This is a genomic window from Paenalcaligenes sp. DL 463, from assembly GCF_057475185.1.
On the sequence record NZ_JBYBKX010000001.1, the window covers coordinates 820,214 to 845,053 of the forward strand.

Genomic DNA, 24,840 nt, shown 5'->3' on the forward strand with positions numbered 1-24,840 from the left:
GACGGGTAGAGAGGCACGGCGTCGTAGCCTGTTGGCAAACGAGCTAGGCCCCTTTTACACACACGACCTGCTTTAAGGTGTGTAGCACTTCTACCAGATCTTTCTGGTTCGCCATGACGACGTCGATGTCTTTATAGGCGGCGGGCAGTTCATCCAGAACGGCTTCATCTTTACGGCATTCCACGCCCTCGGTTTGTTGCACCAAATCATCCACGCTGAACTGTTGGCGAGCCGCTGTACGGCTGAATTGCCGGCCGGCTCCGTGCGCACACGAGCAGTACGAATCCAGATTGCCTTTGCCACGCACGATATAACTGCGTTGCCCCATGCTGCCGGGTATCACCCCGAGATCGCCCTCGCGTGCGCGAATGGCGCCTTTACGTGTGACCCATAAATTACGGCCGAAGTGGTTTTCTTGTTCTACGTAGTTGTGATGACAGTTTATGGCTTCTTGGGTAATGCTGAAGGGCGTTTTAATATGGCGTTTTAAGGCGGCGATCGTGCGTGCCATCATCACGCGCCGGTTCTCATACGCGTAATCTTGCGCCCACTGTACGGCCTCTACGTAGTCGTTAAAATCTTGCGTGGCGTCCGGTAGGTAGGCCAGATTCGTGTCGGGTAAGTGGATATGGTATTGCTCCATATGGCGCTTTGCTTTTTCGATGAAGTAGCGTCCTATTAGGTTGCCCACACCCCTCGAGCCCGAGTGCAGCATCACCCACACCGTATCGCGCTCATCCAAGCACACTTCAATAAAGTGATTGCCAGACCCTAGCGTGCCGATTTGACGCTGTGCCTGATTACGCTCGAGTTTGGGGTGCTTATCGGTAATGCGTTTCAGCCCTTGTTGTAGCTCGGAATCGAAATCCGGCATGCTTTTGTGTTTGTGCGATCCGCCAGGGCCCAGCGGTATATCTCGTTCGATTTGATGACGTAAGGCACGTAAATTGTCGGGCAAATCATTGGCCGTTAATGACAACTGCACGGCATTAATGCCGCACCCAATGTCTACGCCCACCGCCGCGGGGATAATGGCGTTATCGGTAGCGATAACACTGCCGACGGTTGCCCCAATACCCACATGCACATCGGGCATTGCGACCACGCCATGCTTATCGATAAAGGGCATGCTGGCGATATTACGCAGTTGTTGTAACGCCGCGTCATCAATATCATCAGTCCAAATTTTGATCGGACGAGAGTCAGGATCACGAATAACGTTTTTCATAGTGTGATACTAAAAATAAGGTTGTGTTGTGTCTGGTGGATGGAAAATGTGTACGTGTTTGTCCTAGGTCTTGTAATTTTTCTAAGCATCCCAATCTATTTGAATAACAACGTACGTTGGCTTCGGCCAACTCCTGTTTATTTAACTAGCATACCGTATTGACAATGAGCCAAACTGAAACAAACGTTCCCGCTGCCGAAACCCTAGGCTTTCAAACCGAAGTAAAGCAGTTGCTGCAGTTAATGATTCACTCGCTCTACAGCAATAAAGAAATCTTTTTGCGAGAGCTGGTGTCTAACGCTTCGGATGCGTGCGATAAGTTGCGCTTTGAGGCCATTGACCGTCCTGAGTTATTGGAAGGCGATGGCGACATGCGTATTCGTGTTGAGTACGACAAAGACCAAGGCACCATCACGATTTCTGACAACGGCATCGGCATGAACCGAGACGAAGCGATCGCTAACTTAGGCACCATCGCACGTTCGGGTACCAAAGAGTTTTTCTCACAACTGACTGGCGACAAACAAAAAGACGCCCAGCTAATCGGGCAGTTCGGTGTGGGTTTTTACTCTTCCTTCATTGTGGCAAATAAAGTGTCAGTGTTGTCTCGCCGTGCAGGCGACCCTGAGACCGAAGGTGTGATGTGGGAGTCCGAAGGTGCGGGCGAGTTTTCCATTAGCCCTGCTGAAAAAGCAGACCGTGGCACATCGGTAACCCTGTATCTACGTGATGATGCTGAAGACTTCCTTGATGGCTGGCGTTTGCGTTCCATATTGCGCCGTTATTCGGATCACATTTCATTGCCTGTGCAAATGCTTAAGGAAGAATGGGATGAAGAAAAGTCCGTACAAATTAAGCAAAGTGATTGGGAGAATGTAAACCAAGCCAATGCGCTGTGGACGCGTTCGCGCAACGAGATCAGCGATGAGCAATACAACGAGTTTTACAAGCATATTGCCCACGACTTTGATGATCCTTTGGCATGGACGCACAACCGTGTAGAAGGCCGCAGCGAGTACACACAGCTACTCTATATTCCTAAGCGCCCACCTTTTGATCTATGGGATCGCGACGCAAAGCATGGTGTAAAACTGTATGTGAAGCGTGTCTTTATTATGGATGATGCCGAACAACTGTTGCCGTCGTACCTGCGCTTTGTTCGAGGTGTTATTGATTCTGCTGATCTTCCATTAAACGTATCGCGTGAGATTCTTCAAGAAAGTCGCGACGTGCGTTCGATTCGTGAAGGTAGCGCTCGCCGTATTCTGGGCTTGTTGGATGATTTGGCCGAAAATAAAACCGAATCGTACGCTGAGTTCTGGCAGAATTTTGGTCAAGTGCTAAAAGAAGGTACCGGCGAAGACCCCAGCAACAAAGAGCGAGTCGCCGCCTTGCTACGTTTTGCTTCTACGCATAACGACAGCGCCGTTCAAGACGTATCGTTTGCCGACTACGTTGGACGCATGAAAGAAGGCCAAGACAAAATTTACTACGTCACGGCGGATTCTCACTCGGCAGCAGCCAATAGCCCCCATCTGGAAGTGTTCCGCAAGAAAGGCATTGAAGTCTTGTTGATGTCCGATCGCGTGGACGAATGGATGCTGTCTTATCTGACCGAGTTCGACGGTAAAACCTTGGTGTCGGTCGCTAAAGGCGGCTTAGACTTAGCCGAGCTGGAGGACGAGGACGAGAAAAAGCATCAGGCGGAAGTGGCAGAAAACTTCAAGCCTTTAGTCGAGCGCTTACAAACAAGCTTAGGTGATAAGGTCAAAGAGGTACGCGTTACGGCGCGATTGGTAGACTCGCCGGCTTGCGTAGTGGTTGATGAGAATGAAATTAGTCCGCACTTATTACGTATGCTTCAAGCCGCAGGCCAAGAAGCGCCAGAAGTGAAACCTATTTTAGAACTTAACCCTGAGCACGCGTTTGTGACGCGTTTGGCTGAGGCTGACGAGGCTGAGTTCGACGACTGGGCATTAATCTTGTTGGATCAAGCCATGTTGGCAGAGGGGGCGTCACTAAACGACCCCGCCGCGTTTGTGAAACGCCTTAATAAGTTATTGCTTAAAGGCTAAGGCTGATTATCGTTTCAGTTTGCAGGTAATAGAAAGGCAGCTCGTTGAGCTGCCTTTTTTGTTTTTACGTGAAGTATTCACAACAGTTTTAATCTTTAACGCAAGCACGTTTGCAATTCGTAATAAGAATGATTACTATTCGTGAACTATAAGTTTTTAACATTTCTGCCTAGTGGTGTGACAAACAACTATATCGCCTTATTCAGGGAATGAAGAGCGCTGTAAAAGAATAAGTTGTCACCTCAAGGTTGTTGCTTTCTTGGAGAAGATTGATGTCCCGTTACCGTCGTCCGGTATCCCAGTCGTTTAGCCAGAGCATGCTGTATGCAGCCATTGGCGGAGCACTGACCTTACCTGCTGTTGCTACTGCACAAGAAAACTCTGTACGCGAGTTACCTTCTATTTCCGTTCAAGGTAGTGCACCCATTGACGGTTATCAAGCGAATAAAGCGTCTTCCGAGAAATTTACGGCGCCGTTGTTAGATACACCTCGCACGGTTAACGTGATCCCTGAGGAGCTTATTAAAGACCGTGGTGCGACATCACTGCAAGATGTATTGCGTACTACGCCCGGTATTACCTTGGGTTCTGGTGAGGGTGGTACCCCCACAGGCGATCGCCCTTTCATTCGTGGTTATGAAGCCAGTACCGATATTTTTATTGATGGCATACGTGATTACGCTCGCGGTTCACACGAGACCTTTAACTTAGAGTCCGTTGAAGTCATCAAAGGACCTAGCTCGGCCTACACAGGTCGTGGGGGCACCGGCGGTAGCATCAACTTGGTAACAAAGGCGCCGCGTCTGCAAAACTTCTTTGAAGGTTCGGCAGGCTATGGCACCGACTCCCAATACCGGATTACAGGGGATGGAAACTTTGCTTTCACCGACTCAGCAGCCTTGCGTTTGAACATCATGAGAATGGGCGGTGATATGCCCGGACGCGATGCCGTTGAAATTGATCGATGGGGTATTGCGCCTTCCTTAGCATTTGGTTTGGGAACGCCTACGCGTGTCACCTTAAGCTATTCGCATATTGTGAATAAAGACACACCGGATTGGGGGATTCCTTTTAGTAACCCTGCAAACCCTGATCGTACTCGTCCTATAGATGTTGATAGAGAGAACTACTATGGTCGTAAGAACGTTGATTATTTAAAGAACGTTTTCGACACAGCTACCTTGGATTTCGAACATGATCTTAGTGATTCGCTAACTGTAAGTAATACAACGCGCTACGGTAAAAGTCTGAACGAGTATTTATTTACTCGCGCAACATTTGATAATTGTGGTGCATCAGGACCTCGAAACTCTGTTTCTAACATCACTCCATCGTGCTACACAGAGGATGGGGATTTAGAGTTTGTGCGCCAAAATCGTTCCCGCTATCGTCAGGCTGAGTCTTTAGTTAATCAAACAGAACTGTTTGGGAATTTCGCCACCGGCTCACTTCAGCACTCGTTTGTTGCTGGTGTGGAAATTAGTAAAGAAGACATTTATTCCCGTGATGCCTTAAGCGGGATGGGAGGACCTGCTCCTGATTATGATTCATTTTGGAATCCAAACCCAAACCGTAACTATGGTGGACGTAACCTAGCATTCGGAAGTAAATATAAGAACGGTGACATTAAAACTCGCTCGGTCTATTTCTTCGATACCGTAGAAATTAACGAGCAGTGGTCTGTAAACGCCGGATTACGTTACGATAAGTTTAAGGTTCAGGACGCTCAAAGCAATGAGAGCCGTGAGGATAACCTCCTAAACTATCAGGCCGGATTGGTTTATAAGCCTGCACACAACGGCGCCATTTATTTATCTTATGGCACGTCCTCTAACCCAGCAGGTGAAAACTTTGGACAAGCAGGTGGTGCAGATGGCCCCGCAGGTGGAGCTCAATTGCATGATTTGAAACCCGAGAAAAGCCGTTCGTGGGAGTTAGGAACCAAATGGGATGTGATGAATGAGCGCCTATCGTTAACCGCGGCCTTGTTTGAAACGAAAAAGACCGATGCACGCTCCACAGACCCAGTAACAGGCGATGTTGGTTTATCCGGTAGTAACCGTGTTCGTGGTATTGAGTTAGGTGCGACGGGTGCTATCACACCAAAATGGGATGTCTGGGCAGGTTATACCCACTTAGATCCTAAGATCACTAAGTATCGTAGTGGCGATAACGACTACAGCGGTAAGCAAATTAAGTTCATCGCTAAAAACAGCGCTTCACTCTGGACAACCTACAAAGTTCATCCTCAGTGGACCATTGGTGGCGGTGCTACCTACGTAGGTAAGCGTTTTGTGGATGACGGAAACACCTTAGAGCTTCCATCCCACACCGTTTACGATGCCATGATTCGTTATGATGTGAACAAAAATCTGGCGTTACAGTTAAATGGTAATAACCTCGGTGATACACGCGTTTACGACGCGTCACACGTAGGATTGTTTGCTAACGTAGGACCGGGTCGTTCGGTGATGTTGACCGCAACCTATCGCTACGACTAAAAGTAGTACCCTCGATCTTCGTGGATCAGCCGCCCCTTTGTGGGCGGCTTTATTATTTGTTTTGCATCAACTGTGTTTTGGCGTTTTATAGTACGGTGTAGCTTTCATTGCGATATCTCTGGCAACTAAGCGTAGCGCGTGTGTAGCGTACCGTTTCGCTTCTACCTTTTAAGATGGTTTTTATTTATGCTGATTACGATCCCCGACGTGTTAACGGCTCAGCAAGTGGCCGACTTCCAGCAACACCTGCAGCAGGCCAATTGGGAAGATGGCAAGAACACCGCCGGATACGTGGCAAGTCAGGTTAAAACGAATCTGCAGTTGCCCGTTGATGATCCTGTTGCTAAACAATTGGGTGAGTTCATTGTTGGTGTACTGGCTAATCATCCGGCTTTTATTGCGGCGGTTTTACCCGCTAAGATTTTACCGCCTCGTTTTAACCGCTATCAGGGCGGAGGGGCCTATGGTAACCACATCGATAACGCGCTTTTTGCTGTGCCGAGTTCCGCCGAGCGTGTCCGCACTGACGTGTCGAGCACCCTATTTTTAAATGATCCCTCAGAGTACGAGGGGGGTGAATTAATTATTGAAGATACCTACGGTTCGCAAAGCATTAAGTTGCCGGCAGGGCATTTGGTGGTGTATCCAGGAACCAGCCTGCATCGTGTGAACCCGGTTATCAAGGGCGAGCGATTGGCCTCGTTTTTTTGGAGCCAAAGTATGGTGCGTCATGCGCACAAACGTGCGATGCTGTGGGAGCTTGATCAATCCATACAAGAGGTTGCCTCTACCGACCCTTCCAGTCCGGCCTTAGCTAACTTGTCGGGCGTGTATCACAACTTAGTTCGTGAGTGGGCTGACATTTAACGCATATTGTATGACTGCGATGAACGAACCATTAACGCAAATCCCTGCAGACATTGTTTGTGTGGATGACTATATCCCCTATGCGAAAGCGCGCCTTAGTGCGCAGGCGTGGGCATACTTTCAGGGTGGGGCAGCCGATGGTTACGCGATGCAGCGTAATCAACGTGCCTTTGATCAGTATCGGGTCGTGCCGTCGGTGCTTAAGGATTTACGCGGGGGTCATACGCGCACGCAGCTATTCGGTAACGAGCTGGCTTTCCCGATTTTGTTGGCGCCCGTTGCGTATCAGCGTATGGCCCATCGTGATGGCGAACTTGCGACTGTTTTAGCGGCTTCGGCGATGCAGGCCACGATGGTGTTAAGCATGCAGTCTAGCGTCGCTGTCTCTGAGGTCGCGCAACAGGCACATGGTCCGCTTTGGTTTCAGTGGTATAAGCAAGCAGACATCGAGGCGTCGACGCGGCTGCTGCGCGAGGTTGAAGCTGCGGGGTATGAGGCCATTGTGCTGACGGTGGATGCACCGGTAAATGGTATGCGTAACCAGGAGCAGCGGGCACAATTCAGGGTGCCGCAAGGCGTGTCCGCTGTGAATTTAAACGGGTTTAGCAGCATGCCAGTGGCCCCAGGTCATGCGGGCACCAGTCCGGTGTTTGGTTCTGGTCTCGTTGAGCACGCGGCTACGTGGGATGATGTGGCCGCCTTGGTTAAGACAACGTCGTTACCTGTGTTGTTAAAAGGCGTACTGAATAAAACCGATGCGCAACGCGCCTTGGGGTTGGGGGTGCAAGGCATTATCGTGTCGAACCACGGAGGACGAACCTTGGATACGGTCATCAGCCCGTTGGAGGTGTTGCCTGAGATTGCAGAGGTGGTGCAGGGGGCCGTACCGGTATTGATCGATGGGGGTATACGGCGCGGTACCGATATATTCACGGCGCTGGCCTTAGGGGCTTCGGCTGTATTGGTTGGCAGGCCCTACGTATATGCCTTGGCTGCAGCCGGTGCGCCGGGGGTGGCGCATGTTCTGCATATTTTGCGTACCGAGTTAGAAGTGGCCATGGCGTTAAGCGGTTGTGCTACCCTTGCGGATATCCAGCCTCAGCTGTTGCGCCGAGTTGAATAACAGGGCATAGGCGGCAAACCATGGTTGATAGGGTAAAAACTAAGTCTGGGGAAAGAACTCGGGTGGCCAAGCCATTTCGCTAGCATAGCGATCCCAGTCAAAAAAAGGGCCGGGGTCGGTTTTACGTTGGGGTGCAATGTGTTCATGGCCACGAACGGCGGCCAAAGGGTGACGCTGGGTCAACGCCTGACTTAATTGCTGAAGGCTTTGGTACTGAGCCTCGTCAAAAGGCACATAATCAGAGCCTTCAAGCTCGATACCTATCGAAAAGTCATTGCAGTTGGCGCAGCCACCAAAATCGGACTCTCCGGCGTGCCATGCGCGGTCTAGCGTCGAGACGAACTGTACGATGTGACCGTCGCGTCGAATCAAAAAATGGGCTGACACGCAAACCCCCTTGATGTTTTGGTACCAAGGGTGGCTATTGATATCGAGTTTGTTCTGAAAAAAATCAATTATCGCCGTGCCCGTAAAAACATTGGGGGGCAGGCTGATGTTGTGAATCACCAGCAGCGTGACTTCACAGCCTTCAGGGCGCATATTGAAGTTGGGTGAAGGGGCGTGGCTGACCAGCGCCGTTTGCGTCAACCAACCATCGCTACTTAGCGCTAAGGCCGCGTTACTTTCGTGGTCCATGCTTAGCGTGCTCTAAACTGCACCAAGTATGGTGATTGCTCATAAGGGCTTGCGAGCGAGGTAAATAAATACCGCAATGCGCACAACGCACCATTTGTTCGGGTGCGTTTTTTTGGAAACGATTGTTCTGTGGGCGAGGGTCGGCGGCGACATTACGTTTGGCTTTGGCAAACGATAAAACCCGAGCCACGATGAGCACCGCCAAAATAATGACGATCCAGATGAATAACTTAGCCAATTGTGCCTCGCTGTAAAATAACATCTAATACAAAACGGGTGCCTGAGTACGACAATACAAGGAAGGCGAACCCCAGTAGTGTCCAACGTAGGGCAACTTTACCGCGCCATCCGCGCTTGACGCGTCCTATTAATAGCGCACCGAAGGTAAGCCAAGACAGGATCGTAAAGACGGTTTTGTGATCCATTGGCAAGAATTTGCCAGAGATATGTAAAGAGACGGCAATGCCTGAAAGAACGGTTAAGCTTAAAACAACAAAGCCGATACGTATGATTCTAAATAAAAGTTCCTCTTGAATAAGTAAGGGTGGCATTGTGTCGAGAGCACGATGCAGTACACTTGATCGGTGTTGTTGCTGAGAAGGGTCATGTAGTTGACGGTCAAGGGCTGTCATTAGCACAGCGTGTAGTGCTGCTACGGTCATCAGGCCATACGAAGCCAGCGCAATCAATAAATGTAAGCGTAGCCATTCGCTGTCACCATGATCCACAAGGCCACCTTGTGGAAAAAGGCCAGCCGCTAGGCTTACTAAAGTTGATGCGGGTAGTAGAATAAGTAGCAAGCTGTCTAAACGTAAAAACAGGCTTTCAAACCAAAATACCACCATCCCTAACCAAATAGCAGCAGATAACGCCGATGCCCAACCGATGTGCAACCCTTGTGGCAATATAATGGCAAGTAACAGCCCAGCACCATGCACCACAATGGCTGCCAATAAGGCAATGCGGCTGGAACCACTTAGCACGGCTTGTTGTGTGCCCTGTGTGATAGGACGCCATAACAAAATTGCCAACACGATATACGCCAGTGCGGCGAGCAAGTGAAATACAATGCTTGCAGACATAATTTCCGACAGTTGTAAAACCTGACAGGGATAAAACCCTGATTCCGGGTATTTTATTCTTATTCTGTCATCCCGACGATTTACTAGTTTAAGCGAAACCAGCGTTATGTTCGAAAATCTTACTCAACGTATGACCCGTGTTGTAAAAACAATGCGTGGACAAGCTCGCCTAACCGAGGCAAACACGCAAGATATGCTGCGTGAAGTGCGTATGGCTCTTCTTGAGGCCGACGTTTCCTTGCCGGTTGTGCGCGATTTTATTTCTAAAGTTAAAGAGCAAGCGCTGGGTAGTGAGGTTGCTGATTCACTGAATCCAGGGCAAGCGTTAGTGGGCGTTGTCCACACTGAGCTTACCGCGCTCATGGGTGCGGACTTAGGGGCTGAGGTCTCTGAGCTTTCTTTGGCTACGCAACCGCCTGCTGTTATTTTGATGGCGGGTTTGCAGGGTGCAGGTAAAACCACCACCACAGCGAAATTAGCCAAGTGGCTGCACGATGGTCAACATGTGCAAAATGCAAAGAAAACCGGTAAGAAGAAAGTGTTGGTGGTTAGTGCTGACGTCTATCGTCCGGCGGCGATCGAACAGTTAAAAACCGTAGCAGCGCAGGTGGGTGTGGATTTTCTGCCTACCGACACCTCGGAGAAGCCCACTGATATCGCCGTGCGCGCCCTCGAACATGCCAAACGTCAGCATTACGATGTATTGATCGTTGATACGGCGGGTCGTTTGGGCGTAGACGAGGCCATGATGCAAGAAATTCAGCTCTTGCATAAAGCCTTAAACCCCATCGAAACCTTATTTGTGGTTGACGCCATGCAGGGTCAAGACGCGGTCAACGTCGCTAAAGCCTTTGGCGAGGCGTTGCCGCTAACAGGGGTGGTACTGACGAAGTTGGATGGTGATGCACGAGGCGGGGCGGCATTATCGGTTCGCCACATCACGGGTAAGCCACTTAAATTTGTTGGGGTGTCAGAGAAACTGGATGGCCTAGAGCCGTTTCACCCTGAACGTATGGCTCAGCGTATCTTGGGCATGGGTGATATTGTTTCCTTGGTTGAACAAGCCCAACGCAATATTGATGTAGCCGAAGCCGAGAAAATGGCCAAGAAAATCAAAGCAGGCGATCGCTTTGATTTGAATGATTTTCGTGAGCAGTTGCAGCAGGTGAAGAAAATGGGCGATATGGGCTCATTGCTAAAGAAACTGCCAGCGCAGTTTGCTCAAGCAGCAGAGCAAATCCAAGGCGGCGAGGCCGAGAAGCAATTACGGCGCACCGAGGGGATTCTTAGTTCCATGACACCCCTTGAACGCGCTAAACCCGAACTACTCAAAGCGTCTCGTAAACGTCGTATTGCAGCAGGTTCTGGCGTGTCGGTGCAAGAAGTGAATCGTCTGCTAACTCAGTACGATCAAATGCAAGGCATGATGAAAAAAATGAAAGGCGGCGGCATGGCCAAAATGATGCGCTCCATGTCGGGCATGGGCGGAGGTATGGGAGCCCTTGGCGGAATGGGGGGCGGCGGTATGGGTGGTATGGGCGGAATGATTGGCCGTAAAGGCAAAGGATCGCGTAAACGTCGTTAAGAATAACCGTATGGGGAACAAGCCCCATACGGTTATTTTTTATCTACCACTATTTTTTTAGTGTGTTGTGATATTAACGTGCTTGTCCCACGATGCTTTTTAATATTGAAGCGCCTAATGTGTATTTAGGATCAACCATATTACCCAAACGTACTCGTCCCGCCTGGGTAAGTAGCATATAGGCATCTTCTTCAGTGAAATCGAAATCGGCCGCTAACCAACGTACTAAGTCACGGTAAGCGCGTCGGGCAGCATCTTCCATTGGGCGTGCAGAGCCCATACTCATATAAAAGCTCTCGTTTTCCAGACGTGGATTGCTAAGCGGCATGTTTTTGATCAGATCCACCTGAATCGTGGTGGTGGTCGGGTGTTCAATGGCGACACCGCATAGCTCGCCGTCGCCTTGTGCGGCGTGACAATCGCCTAGGTATAAATAAGCCCCTTTGGTTAAGACTGGGAAGTAGATGATGGCGCCTGGCGCCACATCGGGCACATCAAGGTTGCCACCATAATAGTCAGGTACCAGCGCGCTAATGGCTTCAATCTCAGGGGATACGCCTATAGAGCCGATGAATGGCTCGTAAGGCAGGGTGATTTTGTCGCTCCACTCAACACCCTTAACTGGGTCGACGGCGACTTTTTTTACACGTTGTGGCAAGGGGGCATTAAGGATGGCGGTATCCGCCGTTCCGACAAGACCACCAAACTCTGTGAGTAAGGCAGTGGTGCCGCATGGCTGTGGCCCTCTGGGTACGATTTCTTTGATATAAACCGCTAAACAATCTCCTTTTTCGGCACCCTCTACATAAATAGGGCCGTTCTGGGGGTTTAGGTAGGGAAAATTCAGTTTTTCACTGGGGACGCACTGTTCTGTTTCTAAAGCGCCTTCAAATGCATCGTGTGTGTCTACCTCTAAGACAGCGCCGGGTTCTACGCGGATAATAGGATCAACATAAGGGCCGTATACGTAGTGATACTTTCCCTGTAGTTCCTCATCAATACGGTGCTTAGATAGTGCTTTTCCGCGTGCTACGCCTTTGCGTGCCATTAATGATGTTTCAAACCAAGACATATGTATTCCTTAATAGCTGTTTTTGTTTGCCGTCAAATTGACAGACACCGTTTCACCACTTCTGGATCATGTAATTCGGAAGGATCCAATTCTTCCGTAAACTGACCTTTATCCATGACATAGCAGCGCTGGGCCATGGATTGAATCATTTCTAAATTTTGTTCGACGAACACGACGGTTAGGTTTTGAGACTTGTTTAACTCCACCATTAAGCGTGCTATATCTTTAACGATTGACGGCTGAATGCCTTCAGATGGTTCGTCGAGCAAGATGAGAGACGGGGAGCCGATAAGTACGCGCCCAATCGCAAGCTGTTGCTGCTGTCCGCCCGAGAGCGTGCCGGCCGCTTGTTTACGACGTTCAGCCAGAATCGGGAAATAGCTATAGATCTCGTCGTACTTGCTTGCGGGTACTGAGCGACCCAGTGCCTCGCCGACCTGTAGGTTTTCCTCAACGCTCATGCGGGGGAAAACGTCGCGGCCTTGAGGGACATAACCAATACCTAGCCGAGCACGTTTAAAAGAGGGGAGGTGGGAAATACTGTTTCCCTCGAAGCGAATATCAGCTTTACCCGCGGGTAATAAGCCGATTAGGCTTTTCATCAGTGTTGACTTACCCACTCCGTTTCGACCAATGACAGCGAGAATTTCCCCTTTTTGAACGTGTAAATTCACGCCTTGAAGTACAGGTTTGGTTCCATAACCTGACCGCAGGTTGTTGGTTTCTAATAGCAGGGACTTAGACATGGGCTTTTCCTAAGTAAATCTCAATGACGCGCTCATCATTTTCTATCTCTGTAATAGAGCCGCTTGCGAATACTTCCCCGTAGTTCAGTACGGTGACTCGATCAGCAATTTGTCGGACAAACGCCATATCGTGCTCCACAGCGAGAACAGTCATTCCTTGTTTATTCAGATCAAGAATCATTTGTCCTGTCTGCAATGTTTCGTCGGGTGTCATGCCCGCAGTGGGCTCATCAAGCATGAGTAGTTTTGGCTGTAAGCTCACGGCCATACCAATTTCTAGCCATTGCTTCTGCCCATGGCTTAGGTTTTTTGCTAACTGCTCAGCGTCCTCGGCTAAGTTGATGAAAGGCAAAAGCTGATTGACTTTCTTTTCAACCTCAGCACGTTCCGAGTGTTTTTGTTGTAAAGCCACGGTCAGGTTTTGCGCGACGGACATATCTGGGAAGACACCGGGCACTTGAAACTTAACGCTGATACCGCGGCGTATGCGTTGGTAGGAAGGTTCGCGTGTGATGTCGACGCCATCGAAAAGTATCGTGCCGCTATTTGGCGCTATTTCACCTAGAATGAGTTTGAAGAAAGTGCTTTTTCCAGCGCCGTTCGGGCCCACTAAGCAGTGCACTTGGCCACGCTTAAGCTCAAAGTCCACGTTGCCTGTCACATGCAAACCGCCGAACCATTTATTTAGTTGTCGAGTCTCTAGTAAATTCATAACGTTCGTCACCGTATCTATGGTTTGATGCTGGCCGTGTTAACCCGCTTACGGCGGCTAAGACGTTGACCCAGTGTTAGAAAGATGCCATTAGGGGCGAGCAAGACTGTCAATGTAAGTAACGCACCCATTACAACAAGGGCGTACTGGCTTCCATAAATGGTGAGCGCTTGAAAGCCTGCTAGGACGAGTAAGGTGCCAATCAGTGTGGCGGTTAAATCGCTTCGTCCACTTACAGCCACCCACACTACAGGCAATGCCGCTGCGGTCATGTTCATGTTGGATGGCGTAATGTATTGGCCCCAAGACACATAAAGAACGCCACTAAGTCCGGCAAGCACACTACCGATGACGAATGCACCCAACTGGTATTTTCGTATGTCATAGCCCAGCATTTCAGCACGCAAAGGGTTGTCTCGCGAGGCCACAAGAACGTTCCCAAAACGAGAGTTCACTAACATGCGCAGGCCCAGATACACGAGGATGAGTAGCGTAAGCGTGATGTAGTACAGCGTGACATCAGCGTAAAGAACAATGTCTTCACCAAACCATGGAATGGTTAACGGGGGCATGCCACTCATTCCGTTGAAGCCGTTTAAGCGTGCTTTTCCGATCGCCCATTCAGGGCCCGCTGTTTGCGCCATGAAACGTTCTAGTACCAAGGTCACCGACAAGGTAACGATGCCTAGAAACACACCTGCGATACGTCCAAAAAACAGGAAATAACCTAAAATGGCTGCAAAAATGGCGGTTACGCCAAGGCCGATAAGTAAAGCGAGCCATGTGAAGCCATATTCGGCACCAATGTTGATCGTCAGTACCGCATAAACATAACCGCTAATACCGAAGAATGCGGTTTGCCCAAAGCTTAAAATGCCGCCGTAGCCCCAGATTAAGCTTAGGCCTAGAGCCATAAACACCCAGTTGAAGAAGTAAACGTTATTACCTACGTCGTACCCATCAGCGAAGAGGGGGTAAATGAACGCGAGAAGAGCGATCAAACCGGCGCTTGACCAAAATCGTTTCCCTTTTCCTAGCGTTTGAGGTCCTTCGAGTAGGCCTAGAAAATTAGTTAATTTCATGATTATTTTCTCGCCTTTAGTAACCATCCCGAAATACCATTTGGCAATACGCGGATCACAATAATGACGGTTATTAACATGCCGATATGACCGAACATTTGTCCTTTCCAAGAGGTCAACCCAGCTTTCATAACACCTAAAATGGCTGCAGCGGGCGCAGTGCCCAAGAATATATCGGCTCCACCAATGACGACCGTAACGAAGGCATCCACAACAAAAGAGCTGCCCATTGTTGGAACCAGAGTCATTGTTGGTGCATAGAGCGCTCCAGCGAGACCAGCTAGTGCGGCGCCAATGCCGAAAGTGAACGAATAAATCAGACTTGTGTTCACGCCTAAGGAGTCAGCCATAGATGGGACTTGAATAGTGGCGCGTGCTAATACGCCGAATCGCGTGAAGCGGAACACAAGATAAAGCAGACCGAGCAAGGCAATGGCCGTTAACATTAATGCCACGCGATACTCTGAATATGAATAAGAACCGATGCTAAAACTGCCTAAAGGCGTACCCGTTCCTTGCATCGTAGAACCCAAGATAATGAGGGTTCCTTGGGTAACCATTAAGCTAATTCCCCACGTGGCAACGATGGTATCTAAGGGGCGTTGATACAAGTGCCTGACGACCAGTCGCTCAACAACCATTCCGGCCATGCCTGCTGCGAGTGCGCCAGCAATAACGGCGGCGATAAACGGCATGCCCGACTTAATCGCAAAGGTTGATACGTACGCGCCACAAAGAATAAATTCTCCGTGCGCTAAGTTAATGACGCCCATCATTCCAAAAATGATGGCTAGACCACACGAGGCCAGCACTAAAAAGGCAAAAGCGTCGCCGGCCTGATAGAGGAAAGCAAAGAAAGTACTGAAAAATTCCATATCTGATTCCAAGTCAGTGCATCCAGTTTGAGAAAAACGGGCGCAGTGCTCCTCATGCCTTACTCAAATTGAGTAAGGCATAGGAGGCTTTTGAAACAGGTGAGACTGAGTATGGGTTAAGTGAAAGAGGCTTACTTAACCGATGGGTTTTCCGATGGTGTGTACTGGGCGTAAGGATCGTTTTGCGTTAAATCGCAGCCCACTTCACCTAACCAGTAAGGTTGGATGTCTTCCCAAACTTTAGGGAACGTAATGGAGTGATCGGCGCCCACACGTGCTAAGTAAATGGTGTGCGAAACGTGCTGGCTTTTCGGGTCAATACATACGCGGCCTTCAGGGGCATCTACGCACACATCGCCTTCCGCAATCACCTTTCGTAGATCCGCTTTTTTGGTGGAGCCTTCTGCCCGCTCTACCATCTGTTTATACAAATACACAGCATGGTAGGAGTTTTCGGCTTCTTGGTTAATGTAGGGCTCGTCGGGGTATTTTTCATGCCATTTAGCGACGAATGCTTTGGCCTCAGGCGTTTCGACTTCTTCGATGAAGTTAGTCGTGACGTACATACCTTCTAGGCTAGGGGCTTTAAAGCGTTTGTGCTCGTAGCCTTGACCCACGTTAACGGACGAGGCCATTGGCAGTTTGAGGTTTGCCGCTAAGGCTTGCTCGTAATAAGACGCTTGTGCCGTACCCACTAGTAATGTCACAACGAAGTCAGGCTTGGTCCGTTGAATGTTTTGTATGTTGGCTGAAAACTGTGAAACGCCGATAGGAATAAAGTCCTCGCCAACCACAGTTCCGCCGTTGTCGTTCACAAAGTTACGTACCCATTCCGCGGATATTTGGCCGAAATTAAAGTCAGCGGCAAGCACGTATACGTTTTTGCCATACTTTTCCATCATCCATGGAATTAAGGTTGAAATTTGCTGTTCAGGCACTGCACCGGTGACCACCATGTTGGCATCGCACACGCCGCCTTCGTATTGGTTGTTATAGAAGGCAAAGCCATCAAACTGCTTGATGATTGGGCGATACGCTTCTCGGGATGCGCTACTGAACCCCGAGAACACAACATCCACTTTGTCGCGCTGCAACACACGACGCATCATTTCTTGATGACGCGTGTTGTCTGACTGTGTGTCGTAGACAACGAGATCTAGTTTGCGACCGGCAATACCACCCTCAGCATTGATTTCATCGGCCGCCATCTGAATGGCACGTACTTTTGGGATGCTAGGGACGACAAACTCGCCAGACTGATCCTCTAGTACCCCCAGTTTTATAGGCTTGTCATTAGCAATGGCTTGCCCAGAGAAAGCCGTTGCGGCAACTAAGGCTGAAGCGATCCATGTTTTTCTCATGTTGTTCTCCTCGAAATAAACTTAAGGTTCATTTTTAAAATAGTTGAAGCTTAAAATAATGGGTGCGTAGTGCGACCCATCCCATTCATTAATAGGAATTTTTGGCTAGTTAAATGGCCAACCCTATTAAGCTAGAAGTGAATCGACCGACTGACTTTGTCGTTCGATCACCTTTCTCGAAAACATCTCAATAGTGGTTTGTTCATGCATACTTTGGCGACGTAGCATGTCGTACGCCTTTTCATCATCAACAGAAAAATGTTGCATGAGTATGGCTACGGCTTTAATCACGTAGCGCCTTTCTTTTCTACGTTCTTCAAGTTCTGCTATTTTTTCTGCCAGCGCTATCCTGTCGTTATGCGTGTTTATGGCCAAAAATAGGGTGGAAAAAACGGTATCAACGTGAATCGGTTTTTTAATAAATGAGGTGACCCCATTGCTCATCAAACGGCCTAAGCGGCTCGGTGCCTCGCTTCCCACCATGCCGATAATTGGCACCACGGGAAATCCTGTATGCGGATGCAGGGGGACATTTAACGTGCCGCTCAGATCGCCATCAAGAAAAATCACGTCTTCGTTCGCCACCAGGGGATAATCTTGAAAGCAGGGTGTGTCGACCGTGTCTTCGACTCGACGCAATTGCACGCCGATTTTTATCAACGTGTTCTGCAGACGGTCAATACACTCTTTGCTTGTTGAGATGATCGTTGCCTTACGGCGAGCAAAGCTTTGGATGCGAGGTTGAAGAATCATGGCTCGTGATCTCCAATAGCATGATCAGACAACATGGTTTCGGCAGAGGAGTTGACCAAGTAAGGGTCTGGTCGGACAGGGGCGTTCGCCTGTGCCACGATCTGAAACTCGCCATTGCTTTTGGATAAGCCGATGCGCGGGGTTAGGTAGCTATGGAAGTTTACGGGGTCTAAATAGACGAGCCCTTGAGGGGCTTGGAAACGTAGTTGGCATACCGCCTCTCGTACCGCTGGGAGATCATCCGCATCAGCTTTCTCTAACGCAGCGGCCAGTAAATGCGTTGCAATGTAGGCTGCTTCGACCTCTACTGGTGGTAAGGGGGCCTCGGGAAACTTACGGTGATAGGCCTCAACAAAGCGCTTGTTTTCCACACTATCGACACTTGAGAAATAGACACTAGAGCTATAGTGGCCATCCATTGCTTGCGTTCCTATCCCGTCGAGGTCGGCCTCTGACAAGTTGCAGCTTGCAATGGGGTATTTTTGTGTTTGCTCTATGCCGCGAGCAATACAGCGAGCACGAAACTCTCTGAAGAAGTGGTAACTGGATTTTCCAATCAATGTGTTCAGAATAAATGTAGGCTCAAGCGCGAAAATTTCATCAATGACAGCGCTCATGGATGTGCCACCCACCGGTTGGTATCGTTCGCCCAACACCGTGCCACCCATCCGCGTAAACTCATCTTTGAAAACGCGGTTGCTTTCCCATGCCCAGATATAGTCCGACCCAATGCAGTAAGCACTATGACCAAAGTTTGATGTCATGAACTCAATCATCGGATAAATATGATGATTTGGTGCTGTGCCGGTATATATCGCATGATCTGTTGATTCGAAACCTTCGTAGTGGGCTGGATACCAGAGCAAAGCTTCGTATTTTTCGAATAAAGGCAGAATGATTTTGCGACTCGATGAGGTATAGCAGCCAATAACATGTCGAATACCCGACTGCAGCATGTTGCGAGTTTGTTGAAAATATTGATCGTTATCGCCTTGAGGGTCACAGCAAGTGATGTCGAATTCGATGTTTGTATTGCGAGAGCGTAGCTCGTCAATTGCTAGCATGACTCCATACCACGTTGTTATGCCTACGGCAGCATAAGGTCCAGTGGTAGATGCGAGAACTCCAATACGTACTGTTTTTTTTGCCATGACGACTCTATTAGTGCAAACGAAAAAAGGCCAACAACGCTGTTGCGCTGTTGGCCTTTTTGCCGATGTCTCTGTATATGTTTTATTGCTTTGTATGTATTTACTTGCTTTTACAGCATGGGCGCCGTTGCCCTAAACACATTAGTCGCTATAGTAGCTGAAATTTATATTTTGGCAATTGATATGGCGAGGATATAGGGAAAGTCCTAAGCTAACTAACCCCCACCCACCGCGACCACAATTTCTATATTGTCGCCGTCTTGGATTTGATGTGCTTCGTGCTGGCTTTTAGGGACGATGTCACCATTAAGTTCCACCGCAATACGCTTGCCCACGTAGCCAAGTTCGCTGAGTAAATTGAAGATGGTATAAGATGAGCTAGGTAGTTTTCGGCTCTCGCCATTTAGCATGATATTCATAATGTATTCCGAAAATAACGTTATCCAATGCGCTAAAAGAAGGGTTACACGCGTTTGAAAATGACGTCCCACACGCCGTGGCCGAGTCGTAAGCCACGTGCTTCAAATTTGGTAAGAGGGCGATAATCAGGGCGCTCAGCAAAGCCATCAAATGTATTTTCTAGCAAAGGTTGGGCTGACAGCACGTCAAGCATTTGATGAGCATAATGCTCCCAGTCGGTGGCGCAATGAATATAGCCACCAACGCGTAGACGACTACTAAGGAGCTCGATAAAAGGGGCTTGCACTAGGCGACGCTTGTGATGACGTTTTTTTGGCCACGGGTCAGGAAAATAGATGTGCACGCCAGCTAGGCTGTTGGGGGCAATCATGTCGCGCACCACTTCTACCGCATCATGTTGAATGATTCGTATGTTGTGAACATCGTTTTCATCGATACGCTTCAGTAACGCGCCGACGCCTGAATTAAACACTTCAACGCCTAGAAAGTTATCGTCAGGGCGATTTTGCGCAATCTTAAGCGTGGTTTCCCCCATACCAAAGCCGATTTCAAGTACCAGTGGGGCGTCGCGTCCAAACGCTTTGGCGGGGTCTAAGCGCTGAGCTTGGTAATCGATGGCCCAAAGCGGCAGTAAACGTTCTAGAGCTTCTTGCTGTCCTGGTGTGATGTGTGACCGGCGATGTACGAAGCTTTTGATGTGGCCGGTGGTCACAGGTGGCGTGGTAGGAGTGTTCTCGGTGCTCATAAGTATTGACGCGTAAATGCCCCGCTTGCGAAGAGAGCAGGGGTAAAGAAGAGATTCGGCTAAAAATGTCGTGGCGGTTACGCCATGCTGCTGACGTTGACGCTTTAAAAGAAAAATAAAGGTCTTTTCGACTACGTTATTGCAACGTTATACTGCATTATCGCAATAAACGCGTCGTTGTGCGCGTTATTTATACGCTGTGCGGTGGCGGTGCGGGTGTAGTTCAATGGTAGAACCTCTGCTTCCCAAGCAGACGGCGTGGGTTCGATTCCCATCACCCGCTCCATTTTTCTAGCGTACTGCCGAATTGACGCTAGCTTGTGATTCGTAGGGGCAGACTACGTACCCGTTTACCTGTCGCAGCAAAAATGGCATTACATAATGCAGGGGCAACAGGAGGAACCGGTGGTTCGCCTACCCCTCCTGGTGGCACGTCAAAATTGTTGTTCACTAAATGTGTGCGTATCGTGCGAGGGGCCTGATGGTGTCGCATGATTTCGTAATCGTGAAAGTTACTTTGTTTAACGCGCCCATTTTCGAAGCTGATCTCGCTGCTTAGTGCAAGGCTTAGGCCCATGATAGCGCCGCCTTCCATTTGAGCTCGGATGCGCTCGGGGTTAATTTGTGGCCCGCAGTCGATGGCCATATCGACGGCAATAATTTCGACCGCTCCCTTTTCGTTTACCGCTACCTCAATAACGGTGGCCGTGTAACTCATAAAGCTATAGCAGAAAGCCAGCCCCAGTCCGTGGCCTTCGGGTAGTTCGCGTCCCCAGTTAGCACCACGTGTTGCCGCTTCAATCACATCCCGTAAACGGCCAGTGTCGTAGGGGTAGCGTTCAGGCGACTCGCTGTAGTTCCACGTATCCGCCATGGTGCGGGGGTCAATTTGGCGGGCAGGGCCGATCAGTTCCAGCGCAAACGCTTTATGATCTTTTCCAGCTTGATGTGCAAGCTCGGCAATAAAACATTGTGCGGCAAAAGCATGGGGGATGTTAGAGACAGAACGGAACCAACCAATGCGAGTATGGGCAGCAACCTCTGCCGCTTCTACGCGTACGTTAGGAATACGGTAGGGCATATTGATCGCTGACATAGCAGATTCGAACAGTTGCTGCCCTTTAGCTCCTTCGGAAAACAGCGAAGCGATGGTGGGTGCAGCACTGCGATGCAGCCATGATTGCACTTGCCCTTGATCATCTAAGGTGGCTTCTATTCGTTCTACCGATACGGTATGAAGGTAGTCGTGATGAATATCGTCCTCGCGCGTCCACAGCAATTGAACTGGGGTGCCGCTGGGCATCGCTTGAGCAACGATTGCTGCCTCGTCGACAAAATCAGGCTTGGATTTACGTCCGAAGCCGCCACCCAACAACAATACATTGACCTTAACGTCTTCGGGCTCTAATTGAAGGCGGCTGGCAACGGCGCGTTGTGCGGCGGCGGGGTCTTGCACTGAGGTCCAGACTTCGGCCTTGTTCTCAAGAATTTTCACCGTGGCAACGGGCGTTTCCATTGTTGCGTGGGCAAGGTGCGGAACATAATATTCGGCGCTTAGACGTTGGTTTTCAGGTGCTGTTGACCAAGTGTGTGCAACGTCGCCTTCGTCACGCATGACGATGCCGGTTTCGCGAGCAGCCGCTTCGAGTGTCTGGCGATAAGCCGTCGAGTCATACGAACCGTTTGGGCCGTCGTCCCACTCAATCTCTAAGGCTTCCCGGCCTTGTATCGCTGCCCACGTGTTGCTGGCAACCACTGCAACCCCACCTAAGGGTTGAAAGGCGGGGGCGCCTTGAAAAGCAGGGAGTTCAACAATTTTTAAAACGCCAGGCAGCGCTGCCGCTTTACGACTATCTACGCGACGTAGTTGGCCACCCACAACAGGCGGGCGCGCTACGACTGCATAAACCATATCGGGTAAACGGATATCGGTGCCGTAGGTGGCAGTGCCTTGTCCTATGTTTTCTAAATCGACTAGGCGTACGACATCGTTACCTATATAGCGGAAGTCTGCGGGATCTTTTAGCGTTAGTGTGTCTGTGTCGGGTATGGCTAAGGTTGCGGCACGAGCCGCGAGTTCGCCATAAGCTAAGCGGCGATCGGTTGGGAGGTGCACGACCTCGTGTTGTACGGCTTTGACTTCAGCGCGGGGTACGGACCAGTGCAGTGCAGCCGCTTCTTCGAGCATAGCGCGGGCTGCAGCGCCGACGCGTCGCATCGGCGTCAGAAAATGACGCATGCTACGGGAGCCATCAACGTTTTGATTGCCATAGCGAGCCTCATTGGCTTCTGCTTGAATGACATTTACTTTTTCCCAACGGGCTTCCATTTCATCGGCGATCACCATCGGGAGGCTAGTACGCACGCCGGTTCCCATCTCTGCACGATGCGCGATAAGCGTAACGGTACCGTCTGTAGCGATGGAAACGAAGACAAGAGGGTTATCAACAGTGCCACCCGGCATTGAGTCTGCGCCATATTTGGTGGTGCTCGATTCGGATGCCCACGCCTTCGTTATTAAGCCTTTGGTGCTAATGGCCAGTGTAAAAACGCCGAGGCTGCCTTGTAGGAAACGACGTCTTGAGCGTTGAAAAGTCGATGGCATGTTTAACCCTCTTGCTGTAATTGTGTCGAGGCTTGCTGAATGGCAGCTCGAATACGAGGATAGGTGCCGCAGCGACAAATATTGCCACTCATGGCTTCGTCGATCTCTTGTACCGTGGGAGTGGGCGTGTTTTCCAGCAAGTTAACGGCTGACATAATTTGTCCAGCCTGACAGTAACCGCATTGCGCTACATTATTTTCAATCCACGCTTGCTGCACGATGCGACCAATGGGGTGGTTATGCATGTTTTCAATGGTAGTAATGGCTTGGCCGTCTGCCGCAGAGATAGGCGTAACACAGGAGCGGACTGGCACGCCGTCCATGTGTACTGTACAGGCGCCACAGAGCGCTCTACCACATCCGAACTTAGTGCCGGTCATGCCCAGTTCATCGCGTAACACCCATAGCAGAGGCATTTCTGCGGGGGCGCTAATCTCAGCGGTTTGCCCGTTCACTTTTATTTGCGTCATGATGTCGTCCTGAGTTATATCCACAGGGTCTACTGTAACCGCATCGACGCAGTGAGTGGTGACAAGCGAATGACGCCCCTTTTTCTGGCGTGCCGTGATTACTTAGCGAACTTTCTCGCCCCTACAATACAAATTACGGCGCCAGCTGTGGTGAGTAGCATGGCGGCGCTAATGGTTTCGCGTAGAAATAAAGCGGCTAGCCCAAAGGCCATGAAGGGTTGTATAAGTTGTAGTTGTCCGACGGCAGCAATCCCTCCTTGGGCCAAGCCTCGATACCAGAACAAAAAGCCGATCAACATACTAAAGAACGAAACGTAGGCAAGGCTAATCCATGCAGGGACACCCACGTGATCGAATGATGTTGGCATGGAAAATAAAAGCAGCGGGATCATAACGGGTAAGGCAAGCACTAAGGCCCAGCTGATCACCTGCCATCCTCCCAAGGTACGTGAAAGGCTTGCGCCTTCAGCGTAGCCCAGACCGCAAACAACAATGGCGGCAAGCATTAATAGGTTTCCCTGTGTAGAGCCGCCGTTGCTCGTCATGATGGCATAGCTCATCACGCAGGCACTTCCTAACAACGCGAATAACCAAAACACGGGACGCGGGCGCTCACCGCCCCGAATCACGCCAAAAAAAGCGGTGCTTAATGGCAATAGTCCCAAAAAGACCACTGAATGAGCCGAGGATATATGCTGCAGGGCCATGGCAGTGAGCAGAGGAAACCCAATCACAACGCCTAAAGAAACAATGGTAAGCGGCAGTAGGTTGGTGAGGGTGGGCCGACGTTCTCGGAAAGCCATCAAGAGGGCGATGGCCAGCCCTGTAGCCAGCACGGCCCTTGCGCACGTTAGAAACAACGGATCAAAGTCCATGACCGCTATTCGCGTTGCAGGTAGCGAGCCAGAGAAGATAGTGACTCCGATGAAGCCGTTAAGCCACCCACTTGCGGTTTTCACGATACTGCTCCCCTGATTTGTTTTGAGTAGTACATCACATAGCGCTCAACTCAGCCAAGCACAATTGTCATGCCTACTCTCTAGATCGTGTTTTCTAATCAGATAAGGGGGAGCAAGTGCCTTGTACGATGGGTAAGCGATCAAGATTCGCTTTCCGTGCAGCGCTGTACTCCATAATCCGCGCTACCTCATGGCTCGTTTCTTCGCCTATAAAACGCTCAATCAGGTAGAGCGTTAAGTCGATGCATAAACTAACGCCTCCACCCGTGATGATGTCTCCCTCATCCACAGCTAATGCGGTTTGGACGTGGCAAGTAGGCTCTATTGATGCCAAGGTATCTAAAGGCGGATGTTCGGGGGCTGCGTAAACGGCTTTGGTAGTGGCGTTACGATTTTTCAGTAGCCCCGCTGCGGCAAGTAGTAGGGCACCGGTGCAGACGCTAACAAGGGTGTCTCCTTGATCAGAGCGTTGTTGCAAAAAATCCAGTAGCTGCTGGTTCTTGATTTGAGTTTGCCAACCGGGGCCGCCGGTAATAAGAGTGATGTCTGCCTCGGGTGCATTAGCAAAGCTGAAGTCAGTCTCGATGGTTAAGCCATTTCGAAGCACAACGGTTTTTCCGTGTTCGGAAATGGTGTGGAAACTGATTTCGGGTGCTACACGGCGCGCCATGGATAGCGTGCCTAAGATGCCGACCTCAATGGGTTCAACGTCATCATAAAAAATAATACCGATACGCATAGGAAACTCCTTATTGTTGGTTTCCTAATGGTGCTTAATTGTTTCCTTTGTGT

The 24,840-nt window shown here is 49.9% G+C and carries 23 protein-coding genes and 1 tRNA gene; 6 read left to right on the forward strand and 18 right to left on the reverse strand.

Annotation, left to right across the window (positions count from 1 at the left end; all coding sequences use genetic code 11):
- Positions 1-43: 43 nt before the first annotated feature.
- Complete coding sequence (locus AC2UZI_RS03770; protein WP_486942485.1) at positions 44-1,228, reverse strand: RtcB family protein; 1,185 nt, start codon at positions 1,226-1,228, stop codon at positions 44-46.
- Positions 1,229-1,392: 164 nt separating this feature from the next.
- Between AC2UZI_RS03770 and htpG the strand changes: the two genes are divergently transcribed.
- From htpG to AC2UZI_RS03790, 4 genes are all read left to right on the forward strand, one after another.
- Complete coding sequence (htpG, locus tag AC2UZI_RS03775) at positions 1,393-3,303, forward strand: molecular chaperone HtpG (RefSeq protein WP_486942486.1); 1,911 nt, start codon at positions 1,393-1,395, stop codon at positions 3,301-3,303.
- A 272-nt stretch (positions 3,304-3,575) separates the two neighbouring features.
- Positions 3,576-5,804 (forward strand): TonB-dependent receptor, encoded by a 2,229-nt coding sequence (locus tag AC2UZI_RS03780; protein WP_486942487.1) that lies wholly within the window; start codon positions 3,576-3,578, stop codon positions 5,802-5,804.
- A gap of 186 nt (positions 5,805-5,990) precedes the next feature.
- Positions 5,991-6,671 carry a Fe2+-dependent dioxygenase gene (locus tag AC2UZI_RS03785; protein ID WP_486942488.1) on the forward strand — a complete coding sequence of 227 codons (681 nt, stop codon included), beginning with the start codon at positions 5,991-5,993 and terminating at the stop codon, positions 6,669-6,671.
- Between the two features lie 10 nt (positions 6,672-6,681).
- Positions 6,682-7,794, forward strand: coding sequence for an alpha-hydroxy acid oxidase (locus AC2UZI_RS03790; RefSeq protein ID WP_486942489.1), 1,113 nt, complete (start codon positions 6,682-6,684; stop codon positions 7,792-7,794).
- Between the two features lie 39 nt (positions 7,795-7,833).
- On the opposite strand, the gene ampD is transcribed toward AC2UZI_RS03790, so the two are convergent.
- From ampD to AC2UZI_RS03805, 3 genes are read right to left on the reverse strand one after another with little or no spacing between them, the layout of a single operon-like run.
- Positions 7,834-8,430, reverse strand: a complete 597-nt coding sequence (gene ampD / locus AC2UZI_RS03795) for a 1,6-anhydro-N-acetylmuramyl-L-alanine amidase AmpD (RefSeq protein WP_486942490.1) — start codon at positions 8,428-8,430, stop codon at positions 7,834-7,836.
- Positions 8,414-8,668, reverse strand: a complete 255-nt coding sequence (locus tag AC2UZI_RS03800) for a PP0621 family protein (RefSeq protein ID WP_486942491.1) — start codon at positions 8,666-8,668, stop codon at positions 8,414-8,416. Before AC2UZI_RS03800 ends, ampD begins: the two co-directional genes overlap by 17 nt.
- Positions 8,661-9,512: a cytochrome C assembly family protein gene (locus AC2UZI_RS03805; RefSeq protein ID WP_486942492.1), complete on the reverse strand. Its 852-nt coding sequence runs from the start codon at positions 9,510-9,512 to the stop codon at positions 8,661-8,663. Before AC2UZI_RS03805 ends, AC2UZI_RS03800 begins: the two co-directional genes overlap by 8 nt.
- Positions 9,513-9,618: 106 nt before the next feature.
- On the opposite strand from AC2UZI_RS03805, the gene ffh reads away from it, so the two are divergent.
- Positions 9,619-11,097 (forward strand): signal recognition particle protein, encoded by a 1,479-nt coding sequence (gene ffh, locus AC2UZI_RS03810; protein WP_486942493.1) that lies wholly within the window; start codon positions 9,619-9,621, stop codon positions 11,095-11,097.
- Between the two features lie 73 nt (positions 11,098-11,170).
- On the opposite strand, the gene AC2UZI_RS03815 is transcribed toward ffh, so the two are convergent.
- From AC2UZI_RS03815 to trmB, 10 genes are all read right to left on the reverse strand, one after another.
- A complete protein-coding gene (locus AC2UZI_RS03815) occupies positions 11,171-12,169 on the reverse strand; it encodes an acetamidase/formamidase family protein (RefSeq protein ID WP_486942494.1) in 999 nt (332 codons plus the stop codon).
- Between the two features lie 32 nt (positions 12,170-12,201).
- A complete protein-coding gene (locus AC2UZI_RS03820) occupies positions 12,202-12,915 on the reverse strand; it encodes an ABC transporter ATP-binding protein (RefSeq protein WP_486942495.1) in 714 nt (237 codons plus the stop codon).
- Positions 12,908-13,627, reverse strand: coding sequence for an ABC transporter ATP-binding protein (locus AC2UZI_RS03825; protein WP_486942496.1), 720 nt, complete (start codon positions 13,625-13,627; stop codon positions 12,908-12,910). Before AC2UZI_RS03825 ends, AC2UZI_RS03820 begins: the two co-directional genes overlap by 8 nt.
- A gap of 17 nt (positions 13,628-13,644) precedes the next feature.
- Positions 13,645-14,709, reverse strand: a complete 1,065-nt coding sequence (locus AC2UZI_RS03830; RefSeq protein ID WP_486942497.1) for an ABC transporter permease subunit — start codon at positions 14,707-14,709, stop codon at positions 13,645-13,647.
- A 2-nt stretch (positions 14,710-14,711) separates the two neighbouring features.
- A complete protein-coding gene (locus AC2UZI_RS03835; protein ID WP_486942498.1) occupies positions 14,712-15,584 on the reverse strand; it encodes an ABC transporter permease subunit in 873 nt (290 codons plus the stop codon).
- Between the two features lie 131 nt (positions 15,585-15,715).
- A complete protein-coding gene (locus AC2UZI_RS03840) occupies positions 15,716-16,945 on the reverse strand; it encodes an urea ABC transporter substrate-binding protein (protein ID WP_486942499.1) in 1,230 nt (409 codons plus the stop codon).
- A 126-nt stretch (positions 16,946-17,071) separates the two neighbouring features.
- Complete coding sequence (locus AC2UZI_RS03845; RefSeq protein WP_486942500.1) at positions 17,072-17,698, reverse strand: ANTAR domain-containing response regulator; 627 nt, start codon at positions 17,696-17,698, stop codon at positions 17,072-17,074.
- Positions 17,695-18,849 carry a transporter substrate-binding protein gene (locus AC2UZI_RS03850; RefSeq protein ID WP_486942501.1) on the reverse strand — a complete coding sequence of 385 codons (1,155 nt, stop codon included), beginning with the start codon at positions 18,847-18,849 and terminating at the stop codon, positions 17,695-17,697. The genes AC2UZI_RS03845 and AC2UZI_RS03850 overlap by 4 nt, the downstream gene beginning before the upstream one ends.
- A gap of 215 nt (positions 18,850-19,064) precedes the next feature.
- Complete coding sequence (gene thiS, locus AC2UZI_RS03855; RefSeq protein WP_486942502.1) at positions 19,065-19,268, reverse strand: sulfur carrier protein ThiS; 204 nt, start codon at positions 19,266-19,268, stop codon at positions 19,065-19,067.
- A 44-nt stretch (positions 19,269-19,312) separates the two neighbouring features.
- Positions 19,313-20,014, reverse strand: coding sequence for a tRNA (guanosine(46)-N7)-methyltransferase TrmB (trmB, locus tag AC2UZI_RS03860; protein WP_486942503.1), 702 nt, complete (start codon positions 20,012-20,014; stop codon positions 19,313-19,315).
- Positions 20,015-20,226: 212 nt separating this feature from the next.
- On the opposite strand from trmB, the gene AC2UZI_RS03865 reads away from it, so the two are divergent.
- Positions 20,227-20,300: transfer RNA gene (locus AC2UZI_RS03865), tRNA-Gly, on the forward strand.
- A gap of 27 nt (positions 20,301-20,327) precedes the next feature.
- Here the strand turns inward: AC2UZI_RS03865 and AC2UZI_RS03870 are convergent.
- The 4 genes from AC2UZI_RS03870 to AC2UZI_RS03885 all read right to left on the reverse strand — a co-directional run bounded on the left by AC2UZI_RS03870 (position 20,328) and on the right by AC2UZI_RS03885 (position 24,787).
- On the reverse strand, positions 20,328-22,619 hold the full coding sequence (locus tag AC2UZI_RS03870) for a xanthine dehydrogenase family protein molybdopterin-binding subunit (RefSeq protein ID WP_486942504.1): 2,292 nt from the start codon (positions 22,617-22,619) through the stop codon (positions 20,328-20,330).
- Between the two features lie 2 nt (positions 22,620-22,621).
- A complete protein-coding gene (locus AC2UZI_RS03875; RefSeq protein WP_486942505.1) occupies positions 22,622-23,089 on the reverse strand; it encodes a (2Fe-2S)-binding protein in 468 nt (155 codons plus the stop codon).
- A 98-nt stretch (positions 23,090-23,187) separates the two neighbouring features.
- The gene (locus AC2UZI_RS03880; protein ID WP_486943708.1) at positions 23,188-24,051 is read right to left on the reverse strand and encodes a DMT family transporter; all 864 of its coding nucleotides are present in this window, start codon (positions 24,049-24,051) and stop codon (positions 23,188-23,190) included.
- Between the two features lie 91 nt (positions 24,052-24,142).
- A complete protein-coding gene (locus tag AC2UZI_RS03885) occupies positions 24,143-24,787 on the reverse strand; it encodes a DJ-1/PfpI family protein (protein ID WP_486942506.1) in 645 nt (214 codons plus the stop codon).
- Positions 24,788-24,840: the final 53 nt, after the last annotated feature.